Source organism: Actinoplanes sp. NPDC051388 (assembly GCF_055586225.1).
On sequence record NZ_JBVJIP010000002.1, the window covers coordinates 577,980 to 603,217 of the forward strand.

The following is a 25,238-nucleotide window of genomic DNA, read 5'->3' on the forward strand; positions in this document are numbered from 1 at the left end:
GTAGACCGGGTTGTCAAGGTGGGTGTCAGTTGACGTGCGCGAAGCGGCGGATCACCACGACGGCGAGGCCGGCCGAGAGGCCGAACAGCATCGCCGCGGCCCACCAGCTGTTCGACGGCGCCGGCTCGGGTTGGGAGCCCGCGGTCACCGCGCTGCCGGCATTTTTGCCCGGCACCGCGGGGGTGCCGCGCTGGGCGGCGCCCAGCTTGTTCGGCGCCGACTGCGCCTGGCCCGACACCTGCGGGCTGCCCAGTCGTGCCACGCCCGGCGGGGGTGAGGTGTCCAGCGGGTTGCTCGCCACGGCCGGGATCTCGGCGGTCAGCGCGCCGGTCGGATCGATCAGGCCGTAGCCGTATTTGTCGTCGCGGCCCTGGGGGCCACGGTCGCGGGCCGTCTTGATGATGCGGTTGACCACCTCGCCGGCCGGCATGTCCGGCCAGCGGGACCGGATCAGCGCGGCCGTGCCGGAGACCATCGGGGCGGCGAAGCTGGTGCCCTGCACCCGCCAATAGCCGCCGGGCTTGGCGCCGAGGAGCTGGGTCGCCGGGGCGGTCACCACCGTCTCGGCGCCGGTGATCGAGCCGCCCCAGATCACGTCGCCGGAGCGTTCCATGCCGGCCACCGCGATCACGCCGGGCTCGCGGGCCGGGTACCAGACCCCCGTCGAGGACGAGGCGCTGGTGTTGCCGGTGCAGGCGACGATCACCACGTCCTTGGCGAACGCGTAATCCAGCGCGGCGGCCAGGGCGGCGCTGCTGCCACTGCCGCCCAGCGACAGGTTGATCACCCGGGCGCCGTGGTCGACCGCCCACCGGACGCCCTTGGCCACGATCATCGCGTCGTCATAACGGTTGGCCTGGTCGAGCACGCGTACCGGAAGGATCTTTGCCTTGGGGGCGATGCCCACCACGCCGTTGTCGTCGTCCTTGCCGGCGATGATCGCCGAGACCGTGGTGCCGTGGCCGACCAGGTCGGTGTCCGCGTCGCCCTTCGCGTCGACCAGGTCGAGGCCGGCCAGCACCTGGCCCTGCAGGTCGACGTGGCTGGAGTCCACGCCGGAGTCGATCACCGCGACCGTGACGCCGGCGCCGCTCGCCACGGTCCAGGCGGCCGACAGGTTGAGCGTCTTGAGGTGCCACTGGTCGTTGCGCACGCTGTCGCCGGACAGCGGAGCCTTCTCCAGCGCTTTCAGCGGCCCGGGCGTGGTCGGGGCGGCGAACGCGGGCGCCGCCGAGAAACCCGCGACGACGAGGCCGACCAGCGCGACGGACGTGGCCCGGACGGCCAGCCGCCCACCCTTCACCAACGTGCACCGCCGCACGCACCGATGCCCCCGGGGGAGTTGGTCAATGCGCTCACTGGACGACGGGCCAATCTGGTGAAGGGGTCGGTCGATGGAGGGAGATTACTCCGAATCCACGCGATGTTGCCGGGCTCGGTACGGACGGATCGCACGCAAAGTACGTTCGCCCTAGTAGGGCGGCTGATGGGCCAGTTGAATGAGGCGCACTCCCTCACGCCTGGTGAGCAGTCGACCACGGCCGGGTGGCATCGGGAGCGGTTTGACCGGACCGATCAGCGCGCCCTCGTCGATCGGGCCGGACATCACCAGACCGGGTGAGGAGAGCTCGCGGAGCCGCTGGATCACCGGCTCGTAGAGCGATCGGCTGGCGCCACCGGCCCGCCGCGTGATCACCAGGTGCAGGCCGATGTCGCGGGCCTGCGGGAGGTATTCGAGCAGCGGCTGCAGCGGGTTGGTCGGGCCGGAGACCACCAGGTCGTAGTCGTCGACCAGCACGAACAACTCCGGGCCGGTCCACCACGAGCGGTCCCGCAGCTGCTGCGCGGTCACGTCCGGGCCGGGCAGGCGGCGTTCCATGTAACCCGCGACCGACTCCATCAGCTCCAGCGTCTTGGCGGCCTGCATGCCGTAGCCGATCCGGTGCTCGGTCTCCGGCAGGTCCATCAGGCTGCGGCGGTAGTCGACCAGGATGATCCGGGCCTCCTCCGGCTGGAAGCGCCGCATCACGGTGCTGGCCAGCGCGCGCAGGAAGGACGACTTGCCGCACTCGGCGTCGCCGAAGAGCAGGAAGTGCGGGTCCGTGGAGAAGTCGATCTCGACCGTCGACAGATCCTGCTCGGACAGCCCGATCGGCAGCCGGAGACCCGTGCTCTTTTCAAGATCCATTTCCGTGTACGCCCACGACGGCGGCAGCATGCGCACCCGCGGCGCGAGCGGTCCACGCCAGTTGGTGGCGATGTCCTTGACCAGCTCGCTGGTGTCGAGACTGCTCAATTCCGGGCGTACCGTCAGCAAATGAAGGCTCTTCTTGTTGTCCGTCGGGTGCTCGACGAGACCACGGCCGGGCTGTTCCGGCACGTTGATCGCGGCCCGCCGGTTGATCGTCGAGTCGCTCGGATCGCCGAGCCGCAGCTCGAGCTTGGAGCCGAGCAGGTCGCGGATGGCCGGCCGGAAGTCCATCCACCGGGTGGTCGCGGCCACCACGTGGATGCCGTAGGACAGGCCGCGGGTGGCGATGTCGGTGATGACGTGCTCGAGCTCGTCGAACTCGCTGCGGATCGACGACCAGCCGTCGATCACCAGGAACACGTCGCCGAACGGATCCGCGGCCACCGCGGCCGGGTTGGCGCGACGCCGGCGATAAGACGCCATCGACTCGATGCCCGCCTCGGCGAACCGCTGCTCGCGCTCGGCCAGCAGGGTCTGGATCTCGCCGACCGTGCGCCGCACCCGCGCGTGGTCCTGCCGGGCCGCGACGCCGCCGACGTGCGGCAGGTCCCGCAGCACGGTCAGACCGCCGCCACCGAAGTCGAGACAATAGATCTGCACCTCGGCCGGGGTGTGCGTGAGGGCCAGGCCGCAGACCAGCGACCGCAGCGCGGTGGACTTGCCGCTCTGCGTGGAGCCGACCACCGCGACGTGCCCGGCCGCGCCGCCGAGCTGCAGCCACATCACGTCGCGCACCTGCTCGCGCGGCTTGTCGATGAGCGCGATCGGCACCTGCAGCGCGCCGTGCAGCTCGGGGTTGGCGAAGGCCAGGCCCCGGGTCGGGTCGACGGCGACCGGGCCGAGCAGCTCGTCCAGAGCGACCGACTGGTTGAGCGGCGGCAGCCACACCTGATGCGCCGGCGGGCCCTGACCGGCCAGCCGGGCCACCATCACGTCCATCATGCTTTCGCCGGCCGGGGTGTTCTCCTCCGTCTTGGGCTGCACCGGCTTGATCGGCTTGGGCACCGGCACGTAGTGCGTGGAATAGGACAGCACCTGCGGTTCCGCGCCGTCGCCGCTCACCCCGGCGCCGCGGCTGCCGGGCTTGCGATAGGTGCCGGAGACATAGGCCGCCTTGAAGCGGATCAGCGGCTCGGTGCCGAACTTCAGGTAGCCGTGCCCCGGCGAGCGCGGCAGCTCGTAGGCGTCCGGCACGCCGAGCACCGCGCGCGACTCGAGCGCCGAGAAGGTCCGCAGGCCGACTCTGTAGGACAGGTGTGTGTCCAGCCCGCGCAGCCGGCCCTCCTCGAGCCGCTGCGACGCCAGCAGCAGATGCACACCCAGCGAACGTCCCAGACGTCCGATCTGGACGAACAGGTCGATGAAGTCCGGTTTCGCGGTCAGCAGCTCGGAGAACTCGTCACAGATCACCAGCAGCGACGGCAACGGCGGCAGTGCCGACCCGCTCAGCCGGGCCCGCTCGTAATCGCGCAGACTGGCGAAGTTGCCGGACTTGCGCAGCAGCTCCTGACGCCGCAACAGCTCGCCGTCGATCGCGTCCACCATGCGGTCGACCAGCGGCAACTCGTCCGCCAGGTTGGTGATCACGGCGGCCGTGTGCGGCAGCCGGTCGAGCGACGAGAAGGTCGCGCCACCCTTGAAGTCGACCAGCACGAAGTTGAGCGTCTCGGACGAGTGCGTGGCGGCCAGCGCCAGCACCAGCGTGCGCAGCAACTCGGACTTGCCCGAGCCGGTCGCGCCGATCAGCAGGCCGTGCGGGCCCATGCCGTCCTGCGCCGACTCCTTCAGGTCGAGTTCAATAGGTGCGCCATCACCCCCAACCCCGATGGGTACGCGCAGCTTGTCGCGATTCGGCCGTGGCAGCCAGCTCTGCGCCACGCTGAACGTGTCCAGATCCGCGATGCCGAGCAGCTCGCCCAGCCCCATCTCGGTGGCCAGCGGGGTGTCCGGCGACTTGGACGTGGCAGAGAGGCGGAGCGGGGCGAGCCGCCGCGCGATCGCCTCCGCCTCGGGCTCACTCAGCCGGTCCGGGGTGCCGACGTCGGCCGCGTGCTCCATCGCGTACGTATGCAGGTCACGCCGGCCACCGTGGTGCTTGACCTCCAGCACCAGCAGCGAGCGGTCCAGCAGCTTGGGGGGTTGTTCGTCCAGGTCGAGCACGGTCACGCCGTCGATGCCGTCGTCCAGCTGGGTGGCGCCCTCGAGATTGATGCCGTCCAGCACGATGATCACGTGCGGCTGGCTGGTGCCGATCGCCGCCGGGTTGAACCGCGGGCGGTTGCCGATCACATCCTCGATCATCTTTTCCAGGTCGGGGCCCGAGCTGGCCACCAGCCGCACCGGACCGAGCGCGTCGACGCGACTCGGGTGGTGGTTGTGCGGCAGCCACTTGACCCACTCCCAGGACGCTCGCCGCTCCGGGCCGGCGCACACCGCGATGATCAGATCGTCCGGCGCGTGGAAGACCGCGAGCTGGGCCAGGACCGCGCGGGTCAGCGCCCGCGCATCGGCCTCCGGCCCGCGCATGAAGACCCGCGCGAAGCCGCGCAGCGACACCGCGACCGGCAGATCCGGCACCACCGAATAGGCGTCCAGGAACCGCCGCAGCGCCCCCGCGGTCATCGGCTCGAGATCCTCCAGCGGCCGGGTGACCGGCGGGATCAGCGGCGTGGCCAGGCTCTGCGGGCCGACCGCGAGGCGGACCACCCCGAAGTCCGGATCGACCGGGCGGCGCTCCCACACCCGGTGGCTGCTCGCGGTGGACCAGAGCTGGCCCGGCTCGGGATGCCGGTAATAGAGGCCGACCCGCTGCTTGCTCGCCGTCTCACGGACGCGGCGCCGCAGGTTGGCCAGATGCCGAAGGTATTCCCGCCGGGCGGCCATCATCTCGGCCTTCTTGGGCGAGCCGTTGCTGCCGAACGAGGTGGCCAGCATGGCCAGGGACGAGACGCCGAACAGGCCGCCGACCACATAGGAGAAAGCGCCGCCGCGGCCCTGGCCCATCATCATCGCCATGGCCACCGAGCCGCCGAGCATCGGCAGCACCATCACGGCCTGCTGCCAGCGCCGCCCACCGTCCTGCGGGATCTCCGGTGGTGGATCCACGTTGATCTCGCCGGCCGGAATTTCCGGTGCCGGACGACGGGCGGACCGCTTGATCACGGTCGTACTCATGACAAGCTGTCCCTTTCATCCCCGTTGCGCCTGACCTCGAGTGTCCACAGGCGGGCATCGCGCCGCGCTCATGGTAGGTAAAGTCCCCTCCATTCCGCAGCCTCGTCTCCGTCGATGGGTTTTGTCATGAGTGTCGGGTTGGCGCGCGTCACGATCAGCGCTCCGCAACGCCGGGTCGATGTCGCGCTGCCCGAGCACGTTCCGCTGGCCGAGCTTCTGCCGGAAGTGTTGCGCCACGCGGGCGAGGGCCTCGCCGACGACGGCGAGCGGCACGGCGGCTGGCTGCTGCGACGCACCGACGGCGTGCCCCTCGCGACGGCACAAGGTCTGTTTCCGCAAGGGGTGCGCGACGGGGAGGTGCTGCACCTGGTGCCGGCCCGCGACGACTGGCCCGAGCTCGAATACGACGACGTCGTCGAGGCGATCGCCGAGGGCGCGCGGCGGCGGGGCACGGTGTGGACGCCGGCGTCGACCCGCACCGCGACGCTGCTGGCCGGGGCGATGCTGCTCGGGCTGGGCCTGCTCGCGATCCTGGCCGCGGGACCGGCCTGGACCGGCGCGGCCTATGTGGGGCTCGGGGTGGCACTGCTGCTCGCGCTCGCCGGGGTGACGGCTTCCCGGGCGTACGGCGACGCGCGCGCCGGCACCGCCCTGGGCGCCTGCGCGATGCCGTTCGCGTTCGCCGGTGGCGCCGTGCTGGTCGCGTCGGGCCCCGGCGACCGGGTCGGGGTGTTCTCGCCGCTGCCCTGGCTCGGCGGATCCGAGCTGCTCTCCGGCTCGGTCGCGTTGTTGCTGGTGGCGGCCCTGTGCGCGATGGGCGTGGCGGCCGGGCTGCGGATCTTCGCGGCCGGCGCCACGGTCGGCCTGATGGGCGCGGTCACGGCCCTGGTCAGCGGACTGACCAGCGCGGCCGGCGCGGCCGCGGTGCTGATCTCGATCCTGGTCTGCGGCATCGGCATGTTGCCGCTGCTCGCCATCCGCATGGGCAAGACCCCGACACCGCCGGTCGCACTGCCGACCGGAAGCGGAGCCGAGGGCTTCACCGGCGCACCGTCCGCCGGCGCCGCCGACCTGGCGCGCGAGCTGCCCGACCGGGTAACGGTCTTCGCGGCGGTGACCCGCACCGAGGAACTCCTGGCCGGCATGCTCCTCGGCCACGCGGTCCTGTCCGCTGCGGCGTTCTGGGTGCTGGGCACGGCCGGCACGCTGTCGGCGCGCATCCTGATCTCGGTGTCCGCGGCGGCGCTGCTGCTGCGGTCGCGGTTGTTCGTGACCTTGCGCCAGCGGGTGCCGCTGCTGTGCGGCGGGCTCTTCGGGGTGGCCGCGCTCGGCGTCGACCTGCTCTCCGGGGCCTCCACACCGGTGCGGCTCGGGGTGTCCGCGGCGGCGGTCCTGTTGGCCTTGGCGACGGTGGCGGCCGGTGCGACCTATTCACGCAAACCGCCGTCGCCTTATCTGGGGCGGGCGGCTGACATGTTCGACACGCTGGTGGTGGTGTCGGTGATCCCGGTGGCTTGCGCGGTGGTCGGCATTTACAGCGCGGTCGGCAACATCAGCTTCTGAGTTGCTGAGCTTGCTGGTCGTCGCTTCGCTCCTCCGGGCATTTCGCCCCTGGGGGCGAAATGCGACTCGGTCGAGGTTGAACGCCGGGGCGGCTCAAGGCCGTAATCAGGTGATCGGCAACGACAACGCGCCGGTGGCGTGTGTGATCGCCTCGCTTGTGAGCGCGGGCTCGGCGCGGCCGGTTCCGCCGGATCTGGGGCGTTGAAGCGTGCAGCAACTGTTGTGCGGCCCAGGGCGCGACTTTCAGCAACTTGGCCAGGTGCACAGTTCGGGATTGTTCCGAGTCGGCCGTTCGAGGCGACTCGACTGCGCGGCTTGGTGCCGTTGATGTGATGGGTAGGCGCCTGGACGCGCGGCCACCCGTGCGCGTTAGCGGCGTTTACCGAGCCTTCAGGGCGCGGTTTGGGTCGGGCTCGCTGAGTTCGCAGCCGCCTTGGCGTGCGATCGCGTCGGGCATGCAGCCGCTCGCGGCCTGGCTGTCTCACAGGATCGGCTTGTGTGGTGGGCGCAGGGCGGCCGTCGGGTTGAGTGTTCCCAGGGTGTGGACATCTTGAGACCGAGCGTTGATGTCCAGAAGACGGGGTGTCCGTTGGGTGTCCGCCGAAGTTCGCACTCCGCCCTCGGACACCACAGCCCCGCCGAGCACAAACGAATCCTGCACACCATTGCCGCGAACCGGCCGGTCGCGGCGTGGTCCGAAGTCCACATCCCCGGGGTGGAAGCTCAGCAGGCATGGAGATCGCCTTCGGGTTTGGGCTGTTTCACGTGTTTGGCCCGGTTGTGGGCACGCGGACGTGAGGTGCGTGCAGGGCTCGGGCTTTGGCGTGATTGGCCGCGCTGGGGCACTCAGCCGCACGGACCGGCTGGGATGTTCACGTGGTCGGTCGGCTGGAGGTTCACGTGGTTGGTCTGCGCCGCGGGCCTGCAGGCGCCGGGCGCTGCGTTCGCCGTTTGCATGATCGGCCGCGTCGGGCGCGCGGCCGCCTTGCGTGCGGCTGAGCCGATAGTTGATCGCGCGCCCTGTGCGCGCGGTCGGTGGGTGTTGGTCAGGCGTCGTCGTCGTGGTGTTCGTGGGCTTCCTGGCGCTTGAACGAGGCGCGGATCTCCTCTTCGGCCTCCACGCGGCCGACCCAGGTGGCGCCCTCGACTGACTTTCCGGGCTCCAGGTCCTTGTAGACCGTGAAGAAGTGCTGGATCTCCATGCGGTCGAACTCGCCCAGGTGGTGGATGTCGCGCAGGTGCTCCTGGCGCGGGTCCTCGTAGGGGACGCAGAGGACCTTGTCGTCGCGGCCCTTTTCGTCGGTCATGCGGTACATGCCGATGGCCCGCGCACGGACCAGGCAACCGGGGAACGTGGGCTCCTGGATCAGCACCAGGGCGTCGAGGGGGTCGCCGTCCTGGCCGAGGGTGCCCTCGATGAAGCCGTAGTCCGCCGGGTATTGCGTCGCTGTGAAGAGGGTCCGGTCCAGCCGGATCCGGCCGGTCTTGTGGTCGACCTCGTATTTGTTGCGCTGGCCCTTGGGGATCTCAACCAGAACGTCGAAATCCATGATTCGCTCCCTCGTCCGCCCGCCGAATGCCAACCCGATCATGGTGGGCGCGGGTCGCGAGCGTGGGGGCTCGTCAGGATCCGCGCGCAGCGATGTGCGGGATGTCAGTAGTCTCCCCTAAGTCTGCCGCCGCGAACGAGGAGGGGCCCGTGGGGAGGGAAGATTCACAGCAGGGCCGCGCCTCGGTGCCTGCCAGTTCTCCCGAGGAGTCCGATGCGCCCTCGGCACCCCATTCGTCCCCGGCAGCTGCGGACCAGGCGCCCGGCGCGGACCAGACCCACCGGTCTGTCTCCACTCCCTCCGGTGCCTGGAAAGCTGTGGCCGGCCGCGCCTCCGTCCCGCCCGGACCAAAGCCGGACGCCGCCGGTGGCGCACCCCACGGTGACGGTGGCGGCAGCACTGCCGGACCGGTCGGTGGATCCGGCGCGACGCCGGGAGCCGGTCGTGCGGCCGGACGCGATGACGAAGAAGAGGTAACTGCCGAGCAGGGCTCGATCCCCGGCAGAGCGGCTGCGCCGCCAACCGGCGGCGGTCAGCCCGCGCAGGCAGGCGGCAGTCCTCAAGGCGGCAACCACGGCGGCAGTCCTCAGGTCGGTTCGCCGCGTGGCCCGGTGAGCGGCAGCGCTCAGGGTGGGGTTCCGCAAGGCGGAGTTCAAGGTGGCGCCGCACTGGGCGGCGATCACCAGCGCGGTAATGCTCAGAATCCGGCTTCTCAGGGCGGCGTTCAGAGCGGTGTCCCCCAGGACGGCAACCCCCAGCGCGGCAATCCTCGGATCGGTTCGTCGAGCGGTCCGCTCGGCGGCAACGCCCAGGGCGGCGCTCAGCAGGGCGGCAATCCCCAGGACGGTCACCCCCAGCGCGGCAATCCACAGGGCGGTCACCCCCAACGCGGCAACTCGCTGGGCGGCAATCCTCAGGGCGGAAGTCCCCAAGGCGAGGCTCCTCAGCACGGCGGTCCGCATGGCAGGAGCCAAGGTGGCGGCCCTCAGCGTGGCGCTCCGGGCGGCAATGACGAAGGCGCTGCCCAGGCTGGTGGTGTCTGGGATGGCGGTGCTCACAACCGCGAAACCCACGGCGGCAACGCTCAAGGCACTGCCCATAGCGGTCGCACCCTGGACCAAGGCGGCGGCGCACCAGCTCAAGGCAGCGGCGTGCAGGGTCGAGGCGGCGCACAGGGCCAGGGCCGAGACCCGCAGGGCTGGGGCGGCGGGCAAGCGGGCGGGGCCGGAAGCGCGCCTGTAGATGGGCGAAGCGGTGCGACTCGGCCCGGCGGCGGGGTGGGCCGGGCGAGTGTGCCGGATGCCGGGCGTGGGGTCGTCCCCGCGGGTGACTCGGGGGCTGGGCGAGCTTCGGGTGTGGCACGGTCGGGTGGGCCTGAGCAGGGCTCGGTCGGGGGTCCGGGTGTCACGCGGGGAAATCAGACGGTGAGTGGCGGTGGTCCGGCAGGCCAGCAGGCGAGCGGGGTTGGCCGCGGTGAGCATGAGTCCCAAGGCGGCCGTGCGGCCGTGCGGCCCGCCGGCGGCGGTCAGTGGGATGGGCGACCGGGTGACGACGCTGCCGTGCGGCCGCCGGAGTCTGGGCGCGGGCAAGCTCCTTCGCCCGGGGTCTGGTCCGGGGCACCCTCGGTGCGGCCTGGTGCGGCGCAGCAGGGAGAGCACGTTCGTGCCGTCGGCGGCGGTGACCTGAGCAACCCGCCACAGCCTGGTCGAGGAGCGAGTTCAGGCCGGGCCTCGGTGCCGATGCCCGGCGCCGGGCCTGCGGCCGGCGACCGGCAGGTTCCGCCTGGTGGAGGCGCCGGGCCGACTGAGAATTCGCCTGATTCGTCTGCTGGCAGAGCAGGTCCGACCGGTGAGAATCGTCCGGTCTCGCCCGGTGGTGGCGCTCGGCCGAGCCCAGGGGATCGGCCTGTTTCTCCAGGGGGTGAGGCTGGGGATTGGCCTGATGGCCGCGCCCGGCCGAGCCAAGGGGATCGGTCTGCCTCGCCCGCTGGCAGAGCCGGTCCGACCGGTGAGAATCGTCCGGTCTCGCCCGGTGGTGGAGCCCGGCCGAGCCAAGGGGATCGACCTGTTTCGCCTGGTGGTGGGGATTGGTCCGGCTCGGCTGGTGGCGGTCGGCCAGGGGATCGGCCTGTTTCGCCTGGTGGTGGGGATTGGTCCGGCTCGGCTGGTGGCGGTCGGCCGGGGGATCGGCCTGTTTCGCCTGGTGGTGGGGCTGGCCCCGGGGATTGGCCGGATGGTGACGCTCGGCCGAGCCATGCGGATCGGCCCGTCTCGCTTGCTGGTGGAGCTGCGCCCGTGGTTGGAAGCCGGCCGGTTTCGCCTGGTGGAGCGGCCGGAGATCGGCCCGTCTCGCCCGGTGGGGCGGCGCACGGCGGGCGTCCGGTCTCCCTTGCCGGTGGGTCCGCGGCCGCGTCGACCGGCAGCGATGGGCCCGGTGGCGATCCTCCCGGCCATCAAGGTCTTCCCGCCGGCGGGGATTGGCCGGTCTCGCCCGGTGACGGGGCAGAGCCGGCGGCGATGGGGCGGGTCAGCGTGCCTCGCCCGGCTGCCTCGGGGGTGGCAGCCGGAGTTTCGGGACAGCCCGGAACGGGCGCAGGGGGAGTGAGTGGGCAGCCAGGCCGTTCTGTTGAGGCGGGAGGGTCTCGGGCTCGCCGTACCCTTCTGATCTCCGGGGTTCTGGGTCTGGTTTTGATCTTGGGGGTTGGCGCGGCGCTCTTCATCGTGCGGCCGGCGGCTCTCGATCGGCTGCTCGGCGCGGAGGCCACGCCGTCACCGACGGTGAGCGTTGCGCCGGAGCCGACGCCGACTCCGGTGCTTGCCGCCGCCGATCAGAATGCCGCCGCGCCCACCCCGGCGGGGGTGCAGAAAGCGATCGGCAGCCTGGTCACCGCACCCGCCCTGGGGTCCCGCGTGCGCGTCTCCGTGGTCGACGCCGCGACCGGGGAAGCGCTGTTCGCGCGCAATGCGGACACGCCTACCATCCCGGCCTCGACGACCAAGCTGGTCACCGCCGCGACCGTGCTCGCCTCGCGCGGGCCGGCCTATCGCCTGACCACGCGGGCCGTCGCGGGCGCCAACCCGGGCGAAGTGGTGCTGATCGGCGGCGGCGACCCGACACTCTCGGTGAACGCCAAGGGGCAGTTCCCGGGGGCCGCGCGGCTGGACAAGCTGGCCGAGCAGGTGCGGGCCGCGATGGCGGGGCAGCCGATCACCAAGGTCATCATCGACACGTCTCTGTTCACCGGGCCGGCCACCGGCAAGGGCTGGAATTCGACGATCATCGCGCCCGAGGGGCAGGTTTCGGCGATTCACGCGCTGATGACCAATGCCGGGCGCAAGCAGCCGGTGCACAACGAGGTCGGTGGCGATCCGCGCTTCGGCGATCCGGCGCTGGCCGCGGGGCAGTCGTTCGCCAAACTGCTCGGCCTCCGGAACGGGGTGGCCAAGGGGAAGGCGCCGGCTGCTGCCGACGCGAGCGCGGCGCCGTCCGGTACGCCGGCCGCGGGCGCCGAGCTGGGCAAGGTCGACTCGCCGCCGATGGTGCATCTGGTCGACTGGATGCTCGAGCAGTCCGACAACACGCTGGCCGAGGTGCTCAGCCGGCAGGTCGCGCTGGCCGCCGGGCAACCCGCCTCGTTCGACGGCGCGACCAGAGCGATGATCACCAAGCTGGGCGAGCTCGGGTTGCCGACCGGCGAGATCAAGCTGTCCGACGCGAGCGGGTTGTCGCGGCTCAACCAGATCAGCCCGTCGCTGCTCACCGACCTGCTGACGCTGGCCGCGGGCGGGCAGCAGCCGGCTTTGGCCGCGATGTTCGGCGGCCTGCCGGTGGCCGGCTGGTCGGGCACCCTGCGCACCCGGTTCGTGACGCCGGCGCCCAACCAGGCCGGTCAGGGACTGGTCCGGGCCAAGACCGGTTCGCTGACCGGAGTGAACGCGATCTCCGGGCAACTGGTCACCAAGGACGGGCGGCTGCTGGTCTTCGCGATCATGGCCGATCAGACCGGTGACTCGGCGGCGGCGCGGGCCGCACTGGACAGGATCGCGGCCAAGCTCGTCGGCTGCGGCTGCTGATCTCGGGGTTTCTTCAGGGGCCGGTCGCTGGTACGGCGCGAGTACTGTCGGTCGCATGGCGCAGTTCGTTGACTGGGATCTGGCCGCCGCCACCGCGGGCGCGCTGTCGAAATCCGGACCCGCGGTGTCCTACGAGGAAGCGATGCAGGTCGTGACCGAGCTGCGCACGCTGACCGATGAGGCGGCCGGGCACGTGGCCGTTTACACCGGTCTGGCCGCGCAGACCGACGTGCCGCCGGTGCGGGTGGTGGACCGCAAGGACTGGGCGGCGGTCAACATCGCCGGTCTCAAGCAGGTGATCACCCCGCTGGTCAACCGGCTCTCCGGCGACCGGCAGCCGAGCGGCTTCGCCGACGCGATCGGCTCGCGGGTGACCGGCGTGCAGGCCGGCACGGTGCTGGCCTATCTGTCCGGTCGCGTCCTCGGGCAATACGAGGTCTTCTCCGGCAACCCCGGCCAGCTGCTGCTGAACGCGCCGAACATCGTCGAGGTCGAGCGCAAGCTGGGCGCCGACCCGCGCGACTTCCGGCTCTGGGTGTGCCTGCACGAGGTCACCCACCGCACCCAGTTCACCTCGGTGCCCTGGATGCGCGGCTACTTCCTGGGCGAGGTGCAGGCCTTCGTCGACGCCTCGCAGAGCGGCGGCGAGCACATCCTCGAGCGGCTCCGGCGGGGCGTCGCCACGCTCTCCGACGCGATTCGCGACCCGGACAGCCGCTCGTCGGTGCTGGACATCGTGCAGACCCCGGCGCAGAAGGCCGTGCTCGACCGCCTGACCGCGCTGATGACCCTGCTCGAGGGCCACGCCGAGTTCGTGATGGACGGCGTCGGCCCCGAGGTGATCCCGAGCGTCGAGTCGATCCGGTCCAAGTTCAACCGCCGCCGCGAGAGCGGCAACCCGCTGGAGAAGGCGATCCGCCGGGTGCTCGGCATCGAGGTCAAGATGCGGCAGTACGCGGAGGGCCGCAAGTTCGTGCACGGCGTCGTCGAGCGGGTCGGCATGCCCGGCTTCAACAAGATCTTCGACTCTCCGCTGACCCTGCCCCGGCTCGACGAGCTCGGTGACCCGGACGCCTGGGTGGCCCGGGTGCACGGCGCGGTGGGCCCGGTCCCGACCGTCGGCTGACCTCGCGGTGGCGCGCATCCCGGCGCCGGTGGCGACCGTCCGCACGGCGGTCCGCCGGGCGCTCTCCGATCTGCCTCGCGACGCGTTGGTGCTGGTGGCGTGCTCGGGTGGGGCTGATTCGATGGCCCTGGCCGCGGCCACCGCCTTCGTCGCGCCGCGCCTGGGTCTGCGCGCCGGGCTGGTCACTGTCGATCACGGACTCCAGCCCGGTTCGGCCGGCCGGGCGGCCGCCGTGGTCGCCTGGGGCGCCGTGCACTTCGACCCGGTCAGGTCCGTGCTTGTCGACGTCACCGGAACCGGTGGCCCAGAGGCTGCTGCTCGAAATGCGCGATATGAGGCTCTCTCGTCGATCGCGGGCGAGCTGGAATCGAGCACCGTCCTCCTCGGCCACACCCGCGACGATCAAGCCGAGACGGTGCTGCTGGCTCTCGCCCGCGGCGCCGGGCCGCGCGGCATGTCCGGCATGCCGGTGCGGCGCGGACTGCTGTTGCGGCCGTTCCTCGACGTCACCCGGTCGGACACCCGCAAGGCCTGCGCCGCGCTGGGCCTCGCGACCTGGGAGGACCCGCACAACAGTGACCCGGCGTTCGCCCGCGCGCGGGTGCGTGCCGACCTGCTGCCCGCGCTGGTCGCCGCGCTCGGCCCGGCGGTGGTGGACAACCTGGCCCGGACCGCGGCACAGCTGGGCGCCGACAACGCCGCCCTGGACGACCTGGCCGCGGCCGCGGTGACCGAGGAGCCGGCGGTGGCCGACCTGGCGACGATGGCGCCCGCGGTGCGGACCCGGGTGCTGCACATGTGGGCTCGGCGGCTGGGCGCCTCGGGCAGCGCACTGTCGCACCGCCACGTCTCCGCGCTCGACGCTCTCGTCACGGACTGGCACGGCCAGGGTCCGACCGCGTTACCGGGCGGGATTCTGGTTGCCCGTAAGGACGGCCGATTGTGCCGGATCGCCCTGTGACGGTCGCCATGCTCGGTGTCCGGCTCGGCGTTTCGTTCGCATTTGTCCTGGCAAAGATGGCGCACCCGCGCGCTTTCGCGTAACCCGGGTACGGCAGGCTAGGCGCATGGCAGACGGCTCCTGGTACGACGCCGACATCGACCGCGTGATCATCTCCGAGGAACAGATCCGGGAGAAGACCGACGAACTCGCCAAGCAGATCGCGGCCGACCACGCCGGCGCTGACGGCGGGCTGCTCCTGGTGTGCGTGCTGAAGGGTGCGGTCATGTTCATGGCCGACTTCGCCCGGGCGCTGGGCCGGCACGGTCCGTCCGCCGAGATGGAGTTCATGGCGGTCTCGTCCTACGGCTCCGGCACCGCTTCCTCGGGCGTGGTGCGCATTCTCAAGGACCTGGACCGCGACATCGCCGGCCGGCACGTGATCGTCGTCGAGGACATCGTCGACACCGGGCTGACCCTCTCCTGGCTGATGAAATACCTGCAGAGCCGGTCGCCGGCCAGCGTCGAGGTGGTCGCGCTGGTGCGCAAGCCCGACGCGGTGAAGGTGTCCGTGCCGGTGAAATACGTGGGCTTCGACATCCCGAACGAGTTCGTGGTGGGTTACGGCCTGGACTTCGCGGAGCGTTACCGCGAGCTGCCCTATGTGGGTGTGCTCAAGCCGGACGTCTACGCCCGTAGCTGAACGCGTTCCTCAGCGTCTTCTCAGGAATGGGGCGTTTCGGCCGGTTTTCACCTGGCTGGACCGTAAACGGGTGGTGTCGGCCAAGTGGGCTCACGGGTTCGTAACCGGCACCCACGGTGTACCGTCGAGTGACCAACGGCCCAGCAGGTCTGGGCCGGCGGACGTGTAATTCAGGTGACCAGGACGCCGATCAGGAGGGTCCGGGCGCGCAGGCGCTCGACAACAGTATGGAACGTACGCGTTTCTTCCGCCGCCCGGTGGTCTGGATCATTCTGGTGATCATCGGTGCGATCGCGCTGAGCTCGATCTTCACCAGTGGTCCGAGCTACCAGCGCGTAGATACCTCGACCGTGCTCGAGCGACTGAACCAGCCCGGCATCCAGAAAGTCCTGATCAAGGACAAGGAGCAGACGCTACAGCTCGACCTTGTGAACGACGAGCGCTTCGCCGGCAAGACCACGAAGCAGATCGAGACGCAATACCCGTACGAGGCGAGCAACCAGATCTTGTCCGCCGTCCAGCAGGCGAAGTCGGCCGGGCGGATCACCGAGACGTACAACGCCACGGTGTCCGGCGACAGCATCCTGCTCAGCCTGCTGGTCAATCTGCTGCCGATCGCGATCCTGGTGATCCTGCTGCTGCTGTTCATGTCGCAGATGCAGGGTGGCGGCTCGCGGGTGCTCAACTTCGGCAAGTCCAAGGCGAAGATGATCACCAAGGACACGCCGAAGACGACGTTCGCCGACGTGGCGGGTGCCGACGAGGCCGTCGAAGAGCTGCACGAGATCAAGGACTTCCTGCAGAACCCGGCGAAATACCAGGCTCTCGGCGCCAAGATCCCCAAGGGTGTGCTGCTGTTCGGCCAGCCCGGCACGGGTAAGACGCTGCTCGCCCGGGCCGTCGCCGGCGAGGCCGGGGTGCCGTTCTACTCGATCTCCGGCTCGGACTTCGTCGAGATGTTCGTCGGTGTCGGCGCGAGCCGGGTCCGCGACCTCTTCGAGCAGGCCAAGTCGAACGCTCCGGCGATCGTCTTCGTGGACGAGATCGACGCCGTCGGCCGGCACCGCGGCGCCGGCATGGGCGGCGGTCACGACGAGCGCGAGCAGACGCTGAACCAGCTCCTCGTCGAGATGGACGGCTTCGACACCAAGGGCGGCGTGATCCTGATCGCGGCGACCAACCGGCCGGACATCCTCGACCCGGCGCTGCTGCGTCCGGGCCGCTTCGACCGGCAGATCCCGGTGGACAACCCGGACATGGAGGGCCGCAAGGCGATCCTGCGGGTGCACGCCAAGGGCAAGCCGTTCACGCCCGACGTCGACCTCGACTCGGTGGCCCGCCGCACGCCGGGCTTCTCCGGCGCCGACCTGGCCAACGTGATCAACGAGTCCGCACTGCTCACCGCGCGTAACGAGAAGCGGGCGATCAGCAACTTCTTCCTTGAGGAAGCGATCGACCGGGTCATCGCCGGTCCGGAACGCCGGTCGCGGGCGATGAGCGACAAGGAAAAGAAGATCACCGCGTACCACGAGGGCGGGCATGCGCTGGTGGCCTATGCGCTGCCGCACTCCGCCCCGGTGCACAAGGTGACGATCCTTCCGCGTGGCCGCTCGCTCGGTCACACGCTGGTGCTGCCGACCGAGGACAAATACACGCAGACGCGAGCCGAGATGATCGACACGCTGGCATACGCGCTGGGTGGCCGGGCCGCCGAGGAGCTCGTCTTCCACGAGCCCACCACCGGCGCCGGCAACGACATCGAGAAGGCGTCCGGCCTGGCCCGCGCCATGGTCACGCAGTACGGCATGAGCTCCAAGCTGGGTGCGGTCAAGTACGGCACGAGCGGCGACGAGCCCTTCATGGGTCGCAACATGGGCCACGAGAAGGACTACTCGGACTCGGTCGCGGCCGACATCGACAGCGAGGTGCGCGCGCTGATCGAGCTCGCGCACGACGAGGCCTGGGAGATCCTGGTCGAATACCGTGACGTCCTGGACGACATGGTGCTCGAGCTGATGGAGAAGGAAACCATCACCCAGGACGACATGAACCGGATCTGCGCGCGGGTGCAGAAGCGCCCGCCGATGGCTCCGTTCAACGGCTTCGGCAAGCGCCTGCCCTCGTCGGCGCCGCCCGTTCTGACCCCCTCCGAGCAGGCCAAGCTCAAGGCTCAGGCGGAGGCGGACGGTCAGGTGGCGGTCAGCGGCAGCCCGGCGGCCGGCAACCCCAGCAACAACGGGGAGAGCGGCCACTGAGCGGCGGCGACGCCGAGGAGCTCGACTATCTCGCTGCCCGGCTGATCGACGGCAAGCTCAACGGCACGCCCGTTGAGCATGCCGTCGATCTCGGGCGGATCGAGAAGGCGGTCCGGGAGATTCTCATCGCGGTCGGTGAGGACCCGGACCGCGACGGTCTCCAGCGCACCCCGTCCCGGGTGGCGCGGGCATATGCGGAGCTGTTCGCCGGCCTGCGGGTCGACCCGGCCAAGGTGCTCACCACGACGTTCGAGGCAAACCACGAGGAACTCGTGCTCGTCCGCGACATCGAGGTGATGAGCATGTGCGAGCATCACCTGCTGCCGTTCATCGGCTCCGCGCACGTCGGCTACATCCCGGGCACCGACGGCCGCATCACCGGGTTGTCGAAGCTCGCCCGGCTGGTCGAGGTCTATGCCCGCCGGCCGCAGGTGCAGGAGCGGCTCACCTCGGAGATCGCCGACCTGCTGGTGGAGAAGCTGGGCGCGCGCGGCGTGATCGTGGTGCTGGAGTGCCGGCACCTGTGCATGGAAATGCGTGGCATCCGCAAGGCCGGCGCCCGTACCGTCACGTCCGCGGTCCGCGGCGCGTTCCAGCGCGACGGCAAGGTCCGCGCGGAAGCGATGGCGCTGATAAACGCGAGGTGACGGCTTTGCTGCAGAGATTCAACCCGCCGACCGTGCACGAGCCGGACCGCTATTCGCACATCACGATCTCGCCGGCCGGCCGCCTGATCCATTTCGCCGGGCAGTGCCCCCTGGACCTCGACGACAAGGTCGTGCCGGGCGACGTCCTCGCGCAGACCGATCAGGTGATCGCCAACTGCCTGGCGGTCCTCGCGGCTGCCGGGGTCGAGGCGTCCGCCGTGGTCCGCTCGATCGTTTACGTGGTCAGCGTCGATCCGTCCGAGCTGTCCGCCGTCTGGGACCGGCTGCTGACCTCGCCGCTGGCACCGGCCTTCACCACCGCGAGCACGCTGCTCGGCGTCACCGCCCTCGGCTATCACGGCCAGCTGGTCGAGGTCGACCTGACCGCTGCGGGCTGAAAAGGCTAAACGATCATCCGGTACGCATCGGCGCTGTCCATCGCACCGCGGGCCAGCGTCGCCGCCTCGTCCAGGCGCATCCGGGCCTGCTCCAGCTGGGCGATCGCGGCCGCCACCGACGGATGAAACGACCCGATCGCGGTGATCCGCAGCAGCGCCATCGCGTCGTCCAGCTGATCGGTCACCTGCTGCATGCCGGCCACCGCCCGCTGGGTGCCGTCCACCGACGCGGCGACGTTCGCCTTGACCTCTTCCACGCTCGCCATCGATGAGCCCCTTCAGCCGATGAGATTCAGCAGGCCGACACCCATGCAGGTCAGCAACACCGGCGTCAGGCAGGTGACCACCCCGACGATCGGCGTGCGGTCCACCTTTTCCGGCCCGCCGCCATAGACGAATCCGATCGTCACCCAGCCCAGCCCGAACGACAGCACCGGCATGCTCAGCCCGCAGAGCAGCGCATAGGTCGGCACCGAGTCGGTCGGCGCCACCAGGAACAGCACGATCTGCACGATCAGCACGGCCGCGGCGAAGGGTCCATAGACCAGCAGGTTGCGCGCCCACGGCCGCCAGGTCGCGCGCCCGCCGCTCGGCCCGAGCATCGCCGCGTCGGCCGCGTCCGCCGTGCCCCGCGCCTGCTGCAACGCCGCGAGCACCCCGGCCGGTCCGCCGGCCGCCGTCTGCGCGGCAAGCTGCTCCTCGGCCGCCAACGGCACAAGATCATTTTCCGGTACGCCGTAATCGCGCACCAACCGTGCCCGCTGCGGTGCGAGCCGCGCGCGTACCCCGAGAAGCTCTTGTTGCGCGGCCTGGACCGCGGCGGCGTGCTCGGTGGACGCCGTGCTGGCCGCCCGGCGGACGGCGTCGAGGCGCTGCGCCGCGGCGAGATAGTCGGCCCAGGGCCCGCCCACCGGCGTCCCCTGCGACGGAATGTTCAGCGCATCGGTCGTCGGCTCGGTCACGGCTCTTCGCCTTCCGGCAGCACGAACGGCACCAGGACGGTGGATTTGTCGGCCTGGCGGTCGTGCAGCAGGGCACGGTTCTGCCGGGGCTGCCAGTCGGTCTGCCGGCCCAGCATCAGCATGACGTCCTGTTGCGGCACGTTGAGGAACACCAGTCCGGCCACGTCCTCGCGCCCGGCGCTGCCGCCGGTCTCCTCGGTGAACCGCCGCAGCCCACGCCACCAGGACAGCAGGTGCACGCCGCGGCTCGGACCCTCGCGCAGCACCTGCCGCAGGCCCGGCAACGTCCCCGGACTGGCCGCGTCCATCCCGAAAACCACCAGATAACCCGGCTTCTCCAAGGTCAACTGGGCGGCCAAGCCGGTCGCCCCGACCGAGACGACCTCCTGCCGGTGGCCGATCTCGACGGCGAGATCCTTGGCGATCTCGTCACCCTCGGCGACCAGCGACGAGATCACAAACCGTGCGGTACGCGGCGCGTGAAAAGCCGCCACGCTCAGGGCCGCCGCCTGCAACACCTCCGCGCCGACCGCCTGGGAACCGAAGATCGCCAGGTGCCGCCCCGGCGACGCGTCCAGCGGGAACGCGGCGCTGGACAGGCCGACGTCGATGACCCGGCCGACCAGGGCCGCGGGTCGCCCGGCGCGCCCGGCCATCGCGGCCCGGTAGGTGGGGTCGTCGGCCAGGTGCTGGTGCGCGTACCCGGCGAAGATGCGCGGCGCGACCGACTCGGGATCGCGGGCGCCCCACAGCTTGTGCCGCAGGTCGCTGAGCGCCTCCTTGTCGGCGTGCGGGTCGGGGAAGCGCACCACACGCTCGTGTCCGCGGGTGGCGCCGCGCGGGCCGCCCAGCCCACCGGCCGTGTTGATCACCGCGGTGCCCAGCGGCAGGCCGGCCGCCGAGTCGTTGGTCGGCTCGAGCACGTCGCCGCCGCCGGGCAGCGCCACCCGCACCGGGAACTGGCCGAAGATCGAGTCCCGCTTGGTGTAGAGCGCCTCCACCCCGAGCACGGTCTGACTGGCCAGGATCAAATGAATCCCGTACGACCGGCCTTTGCGCGCCAGCGACTCGAGCAGACCGACCGCCTCGGCGGCCATCGGATCGTTGCCGGCCAGCAGCACCTGGAACTCGTCGATCACGCACAGCACCCGCGGCATCGGCCTGCCGCGGCCCTCCTCGGCGGCCACCGCCCGCAGCTCGGCGAACTTGGTCACGCCGGCCCTCTTGTATGCCACCGAGCGACGGGTCATCTCGGCATCGAGCTCGCGCAGCACGGCCAGGCCGTACTCCCGGTCGGACTCGACACCGACCGCGCGGGCGTGCGGCAGCCAGGTGCGGTCGCGCTGGGTCGGCACGAACTCGGCGAACGACACGCCCTCCTTGAAGTCGAGGAGGTAGAGCGCCAGCTCGTTCGGGCTGAACCGGGCGCACAGGCCGTAGAGCACGTTGATCAGGAAGGCGGTCTTGCCGGCGCCCGAACGGCCGCCCACCATCCAGTGTGGTGTCAGGTCGTTGAACTGCAGCACCACCGAGTTGTCGCCGTCCTGCCCGACCGGGGTGCTCAGCCCGTCGGCCGCGTCGCCGGCCCAGATCTCCTCGCCCGGGCCGGGCAGCAGGTCGGACAGCGCCACCTGGGACGCGGCGGCCGAGCTGGACACCAGCTCGCGGCAGACCGCGTCGACCAGATGCGCGGGCGGGTCCTCGTCGAGGAAGACCGGGGCGTTGAGCCACTCGGCGCCCGGGACGGACCCGAACGTGCCGCCGGGCGGGTCGCCGATCACCGCGTACGGGTTGCGTACCGAAATCTGGGTGGTCCTCGGCAACGCCGGCTGGGTGGTCTCCGGGGTTAGTGGCGGTGGTGGCCAGCCCGCGACGATCAGGTGCAGACCGGACTCGGGGCCCTGCTGCGCCAGCGCGGCGATCCGGACCAGCTCGCCGTTCTCGGTCAGCTCGGGCAGGCCCGCGATCACCAGCAGCATGGTCTTGTCGCGACGGTTGCGGCGCGGGCCCTCACCACGCGCCGGTCGCAGCCAGCGCTCTGCCTGGTTGAGCATGTCCTTGAGGCCGGCCCGATCGGTGGCCACCGGCGCCATCAACCCGGCGTCGGCGAGCATGTCGAACGGCGCGAACACCGTGCCGCCACCGGCGCCGTCCACCGCCCGGATCAGCAACGACCCGGCCGGAGCAGCGGCCAGCAGACGCAGCACCACGCTGCGAATCAGCCCGGCCACCCGAGCGTCACGGGCGTCGGCGTCGATGGTCAGATGCCCGGTGCCGATCAGCGGGACGATGGCCGGAAAGGTGGCATCGTCCAGCGGCTGCGCGACGCCCAGCCGCACGAACTGCGGCGCGCTCAACCCGCCCAGCGGCGTGGTCGCCGACCGGGCATCGAGCGGGGCGCCCAGCCAGCCCGGAGCGAGCTCACTCGCGGCCGCCCGCAACTCCTCGGCCAGCAGATGCTGCTCACGCGGATCGGTGGCAGTGGCCGGCTGCGCCTCGAGCGCCGCAGCGGCCGCCGCGACGGTCGCCTCGGCCTGCCGGTGCAGGGCAGCGGCCTGATCGATCCGGGAACCTGAATCCGCCACCGCCTCACCTCCCTGTGTGCGCTCAAACCGTATCCCAGGTGGGCCGGCGGTTCGCGTTGCGTAGCCGGTGCGGCTTGCGTGGCGCAGGCCGATCGATGAGTGGAGGGCGGGGTGCATACCGTTCGGAGTACTCCGAACACACTAAAGTCGACGGTGTGCAGCCGCCTGAGCCTGGTATCGGACCCGCGGCACAGCCGTCACCGGCTGTGCCCGCCGCAGCGGGCCCTGGGCCACTTCCGGCCGGCCCGCCACCGCGCGCCGGGCGGAACCGAAGGGCGCGGCTGTGGCTCGCAATGGGCGCCGGGATCATGGCGTTGCTGTGCTTGGGCGGCGTCGGCGTCTTCATCTCCGTCTACGACGACGCAACCAAGATCGAGCGCTCGGAACCCGATGTGGTCGTCGACAACTTCCTTGCCGCCTACCTGGTAAATCGCAACGACGAGGAGGCCCGGTTGTACACCTGTAAGGCGGGCGCCGACCTGGACGCGCTCGCGACCTTCCGGGCAACGATGACTGGAATCGAGAAGGAAAAGAGCGTCGGGATCCGCGTCAGTTGGTCGAGCCTCACCGTGGCAGGGACTGGGATCAGTCGCACTGTCACCACTGGTCTGACTCAGACGGCCACCGACGGTGCACGGCTCACTGACACTTGGTCATTCGGACTTGTCGACGACGATGGCTGGCGCGTATGCGGCGCGACACCGGTTGCCTGAGCACTACTCCGCCCAGAGGTTTCTGACCCGGACCAGCCGCACAGTCATCACCGGCCTGACTCAGACGGCCACCGACAGTTTGCTTGCGCGCTACTCCACCCAGAGGTTGCTGACCGGAACCTCCAGCGTGCTTGGTGCACGCCCGCTCCAAGCCCAGCGATACCAGTCCAGTTCAGTGGTGACCCGGGCGCAGATGTCACCATCGTCGCTGGTGTGCATCTCGGTGACGCCGCGCAGGTCTCGCTTTTCGCCACCGTCGTCCAGGATCTGAATCACCCGGCGTCCAGCAATGGTGTCGGCGTCCAGGGCGGCGACAGGATTGCGTCGCGGTGGCTCGTCCAGCGAGACCAGTCGGGCCATGACATCGCCCGCCGGTGATGCCATGCCGGCCAGGCCGTATTCCTCGGCCCAAACGCGTTCCACCGGCACCAGCGGAGCGAAAACCTCGGTCTGCTCGGCCTCGGCGCGGTACCACTCGGCCTCCGGCATCACTGGCACGTAGGTGCGGCTGCCCTGCACCACCTTCTCATCGGCGCGCATGTCGCCGCGCCACCCCAGGCCAGGGATGCCGATCAGCACCCGCCGCCCGCGCAGCGAACCTGCCATGGTCGCGGGCGTCGGCACGATCGGCCGTGGGCCATCGTGTTCCCACCCACCGGCCCGGCCGGAGAAAGGGTCCGGCATCGGACTGCCCGTCATTGTTCACCCCCGAGCGGTGCGCCCTGCTGCCGCATGTAGACGACCGGGTCGGTCGCGCCGCGGCTGGTCCGGTCATTGTTCATGTGCACCTCGAAGTGCAGGTGAGGTCCGGACGAGTTTCCGCTGGTGCCCACCCGTCCGATGATCTCGCCCGCGGTCACCTCCTGACCGACCCTGACGAACGGTCGCTGGACCATGTGGCAATAGCGGGTCATCACCTGGCCGGCGTGCACTACCTCGACCATCCAGCCGCAGCCACCCTTGCCGGGATAGCCGTCGGAATCACAGCTCTTCCGGCCACGGCGGTCCTCGTCGCACTTCATCACCGACACCACGCCGCTGGCCACCGCCGCGATCGGCGTGTACCGACCGACAATCAGGTCCACACCCTGGTGGGTGGGCCGTTGCGGGGTGCGGAAGCCCGAGCCGACGACGGACTTGAGTGGAATCGTCCAGCCGGATGCGGCGATCTGCCCACCGGCGGCGCAGACCATGGCCAGCGAGTTGCCCACCGCGTTGGCGGCGCCATCGGCGAGCATGTTGACGATCTGGGTCGCCAACGTCTCGTGCTTGGCATACGCATTCGGGTAAGCGCTGCGCTGCACCTTCTGCGCGGCCCGGGTGAGCGACATCTTCTCCCAGCCGTTTACGGTCTGGAGCTTCTCGTAGAACTTGCGGCTCGCATAGACCGGATCCTGCACTTGCGCCGGGGTGCCCCAGCCAGCGCTGGGCCGCTGCTGGAAGAGCCCGAGCGAGTCGTGGTCGTTCGCCGAGCCAAGGTAACCGAGGTTGCTCAGCCGGGATTCCTGCATGGCAGTGGCGACCGCGATGACCCACGCGCGTGGCGGCAGTTTGAGGTCGGAGCCGACGTTGATGATGATCGCCGCGTTCTTGACCTGCTCCGGGCCGTAGTCGGAGATCCTCGGCATGTCGACCGACACGTCGACCGGGCCGCCCTGGCCGCAACCGAGGGTAGAGAACGTGTTGGCCGGGTCCTCGTCGCCTAGCCCGCCGATCAGGATGGCGCTCACCGAGCCGCCGCAGCAGAGCAGCGCGAGGGTGCCGACCAGTGCGATGAGCAGCGCGGCCTTCCGCGGCCGGGGCAGGTTCATGGACCCGCCCAGTCGATGCCGTTCACCAGCCAGCGACCCTCCGGGGCGACGAGGCGAAGGGTGAGCTTGCCGGAGTCGGTTTCGACCACCGCGTCGATCAAGCCCTCTCCTACCGGCACCAGGCTTGGCCGTCCGTTCACGCGGTCGGCTGGCACGTCCGCCGGGTCGGTGCCGGCGAGTTCGTCGGAGAGATCCTTGGTGGCGTTCGGCACAAGCCTGTCTCGCCATGTCTTGGCCGACACATTGCGATGGTCTACCCAGGCACCGGCAAAGGCATAAGCAACAGCCTCGGGCAGCGCTGTGCCGGGGCTGGTGCTGGGTGACGGTGGGGGACCGGGCGAGATGACGGTGTCCTCGTCGTCCGGGTTGACGCTTAACGCGGGAGCCGGTGACGCGGCACCAATCGGAGTCCGCCCGTTGTCAGACGGGTCCGCGAAGATCCGGCCGATGCCCACCACCGCGAGGACCAGAATGCCCAGCACCAAGG

General features: G+C 70.6%; 20 protein-coding genes. 10 read left to right on the top strand and 10 right to left on the bottom strand.

Features of this window, described 5'->3' with window-relative positions; translation table 11 throughout:
- Positions 1 to 25 precede the first annotated feature (25 nt).
- Entirely contained in the window at positions 26 to 1,303 is a 1,278-nt protein-coding gene (gene mycP, locus ACZ6TI_RS06975) for a type VII secretion-associated serine protease mycosin (RefSeq protein ID WP_465344040.1), read from the bottom strand.
- A 168-nt stretch (positions 1,304 to 1,471) separates the two neighbouring features.
- Positions 1,472 to 5,425 (bottom strand): type VII secretion protein EccCa, encoded by a 3,954-nt coding sequence (eccCa, locus tag ACZ6TI_RS06980; protein WP_465344041.1) that lies wholly within the window; start codon positions 5,423 to 5,425, stop codon positions 1,472 to 1,474.
- Positions 5,426 to 5,551: 126 nt separating this feature from the next.
- Between eccCa and eccD the strand changes: the two genes are divergently transcribed.
- Positions 5,552 to 6,988, top strand: coding sequence for a type VII secretion integral membrane protein EccD (gene eccD, locus ACZ6TI_RS06985; RefSeq protein ID WP_465344042.1), 1,437 nt, complete (start codon positions 5,552 to 5,554; stop codon positions 6,986 to 6,988).
- 1,046 nt (positions 6,989 to 8,034) lie between these two features.
- Here the strand turns inward: eccD and ACZ6TI_RS06990 are convergent.
- Both ACZ6TI_RS06990 and ACZ6TI_RS06995 read right to left on the bottom strand, forming a co-directional pair.
- Positions 8,035 to 8,538, bottom strand: coding sequence for an inorganic diphosphatase (locus ACZ6TI_RS06990; protein WP_465344043.1), 504 nt, complete (start codon positions 8,536 to 8,538; stop codon positions 8,035 to 8,037).
- 164 nt (positions 8,539 to 8,702) lie between these two features.
- Entirely contained in the window at positions 8,703 to 9,638 is a 936-nt protein-coding gene (locus ACZ6TI_RS06995; RefSeq protein ID WP_465344044.1) for a hypothetical protein, read from the bottom strand.
- 685 nt (positions 9,639 to 10,323) lie between these two features.
- Between ACZ6TI_RS06995 and ACZ6TI_RS07000 the strand changes: the two genes are divergently transcribed.
- The 8 genes from ACZ6TI_RS07000 (at position 10,324) to ACZ6TI_RS07035 (ending at position 18,680) form a co-directional block, all read left to right on the top strand.
- Positions 10,324 to 11,142, top strand: coding sequence for a hypothetical protein (locus tag ACZ6TI_RS07000; RefSeq protein ID WP_465344045.1), 819 nt, complete (start codon positions 10,324 to 10,326; stop codon positions 11,140 to 11,142).
- Positions 11,143 to 11,225: 83 nt separating this feature from the next.
- Positions 11,226 to 12,611 carry a D-alanyl-D-alanine carboxypeptidase/D-alanyl-D-alanine endopeptidase gene (gene dacB, locus ACZ6TI_RS07005; protein WP_465344046.1) on the top strand — a complete coding sequence of 462 codons (1,386 nt, stop codon included), beginning with the start codon at positions 11,226 to 11,228 and terminating at the stop codon, positions 12,609 to 12,611.
- Between the two features lie 55 nt (positions 12,612 to 12,666).
- Positions 12,667 to 13,737: a zinc-dependent metalloprotease gene (locus ACZ6TI_RS07010; RefSeq protein ID WP_465344047.1), complete on the top strand. Its 1,071-nt coding sequence runs from the start codon at positions 12,667 to 12,669 to the stop codon at positions 13,735 to 13,737.
- Between the two features lie 7 nt (positions 13,738 to 13,744).
- The gene (gene tilS, locus ACZ6TI_RS07015) at positions 13,745 to 14,698 is read left to right on the top strand and encodes a tRNA lysidine(34) synthetase TilS (protein ID WP_465344048.1); all 954 of its coding nucleotides are present in this window, start codon (positions 13,745 to 13,747) and stop codon (positions 14,696 to 14,698) included.
- A gap of 106 nt (positions 14,699 to 14,804) precedes the next feature.
- Positions 14,805 to 15,380: a hypoxanthine phosphoribosyltransferase gene (gene hpt, locus ACZ6TI_RS07020; protein WP_465344049.1), complete on the top strand. Its 576-nt coding sequence runs from the start codon at positions 14,805 to 14,807 to the stop codon at positions 15,378 to 15,380.
- 227 nt (positions 15,381 to 15,607) lie between these two features.
- Positions 15,608 to 17,635 (top strand): ATP-dependent zinc metalloprotease FtsH, encoded by a 2,028-nt coding sequence (ftsH, locus tag ACZ6TI_RS07025; protein WP_465344050.1) that lies wholly within the window; start codon positions 15,608 to 15,610, stop codon positions 17,633 to 17,635.
- Positions 17,632 to 18,282: a GTP cyclohydrolase I FolE gene (gene folE, locus ACZ6TI_RS07030; RefSeq protein WP_465344303.1), complete on the top strand. Its 651-nt coding sequence runs from the start codon at positions 17,632 to 17,634 to the stop codon at positions 18,280 to 18,282. Before ftsH ends, folE begins: the two co-directional genes overlap by 4 nt.
- A 5-nt stretch (positions 18,283 to 18,287) precedes the next feature.
- Complete coding sequence (locus tag ACZ6TI_RS07035; RefSeq protein WP_465344051.1) at positions 18,288 to 18,680, top strand: RidA family protein; 393 nt, start codon at positions 18,288 to 18,290, stop codon at positions 18,678 to 18,680.
- Positions 18,681 to 18,685: 5 nt separating this feature from the next.
- Here the strand turns inward: ACZ6TI_RS07035 and ACZ6TI_RS07040 are convergent, their stop codons facing one another.
- From ACZ6TI_RS07040 to ACZ6TI_RS07050, 3 genes are read right to left on the bottom strand one after another with little or no spacing between them, the layout of a single operon-like run.
- Positions 18,686 to 18,946: a hypothetical protein gene (locus ACZ6TI_RS07040; RefSeq protein WP_465344052.1), complete on the bottom strand. Its 261-nt coding sequence runs from the start codon at positions 18,944 to 18,946 to the stop codon at positions 18,686 to 18,688.
- A 12-nt stretch (positions 18,947 to 18,958) separates the two neighbouring features.
- Complete coding sequence (locus ACZ6TI_RS07045) at positions 18,959 to 19,642, bottom strand: hypothetical protein (RefSeq protein ID WP_465344053.1); 684 nt, start codon at positions 19,640 to 19,642, stop codon at positions 18,959 to 18,961.
- Positions 19,639 to 22,227 carry an FtsK/SpoIIIE domain-containing protein gene (locus tag ACZ6TI_RS07050; protein ID WP_465344054.1) on the bottom strand — a complete coding sequence of 863 codons (2,589 nt, stop codon included), beginning with the start codon at positions 22,225 to 22,227 and terminating at the stop codon, positions 19,639 to 19,641. The genes ACZ6TI_RS07045 and ACZ6TI_RS07050 overlap by 4 nt, the downstream gene beginning before the upstream one ends.
- A gap of 293 nt (positions 22,228 to 22,520) precedes the next feature.
- On the opposite strand from ACZ6TI_RS07050, the gene ACZ6TI_RS07055 reads away from it, so the two are divergent.
- Positions 22,521 to 22,940 (top strand): hypothetical protein, encoded by a 420-nt coding sequence (locus ACZ6TI_RS07055; RefSeq protein WP_465344055.1) that lies wholly within the window; start codon positions 22,521 to 22,523, stop codon positions 22,938 to 22,940.
- A 90-nt stretch (positions 22,941 to 23,030) separates the two neighbouring features.
- Here ACZ6TI_RS07055 and ACZ6TI_RS07060 read toward each other — a convergent pair whose 3' ends face one another.
- The 3 genes from ACZ6TI_RS07060 to ACZ6TI_RS07070 are packed head-to-tail and all read right to left on the bottom strand — an operon-like array spanning position 23,031 to position 25,233.
- Positions 23,031 to 23,639, bottom strand: a complete 609-nt coding sequence (locus tag ACZ6TI_RS07060; RefSeq protein ID WP_465344056.1) for a hypothetical protein — start codon at positions 23,637 to 23,639, stop codon at positions 23,031 to 23,033.
- Positions 23,636 to 24,751, bottom strand: a complete 1,116-nt coding sequence (locus tag ACZ6TI_RS07065) for a M23 family metallopeptidase (protein WP_465344057.1) — start codon at positions 24,749 to 24,751, stop codon at positions 23,636 to 23,638. Before ACZ6TI_RS07065 ends, ACZ6TI_RS07060 begins: the two co-directional genes overlap by 4 nt.
- A complete protein-coding gene (locus ACZ6TI_RS07070) occupies positions 24,748 to 25,233 on the bottom strand; it encodes a hypothetical protein (protein WP_465344058.1) in 486 nt (161 codons plus the stop codon). The genes ACZ6TI_RS07065 and ACZ6TI_RS07070 overlap by 4 nt, the downstream gene beginning before the upstream one ends.
- Positions 25,234 to 25,238 lie beyond the last annotated feature (5 nt).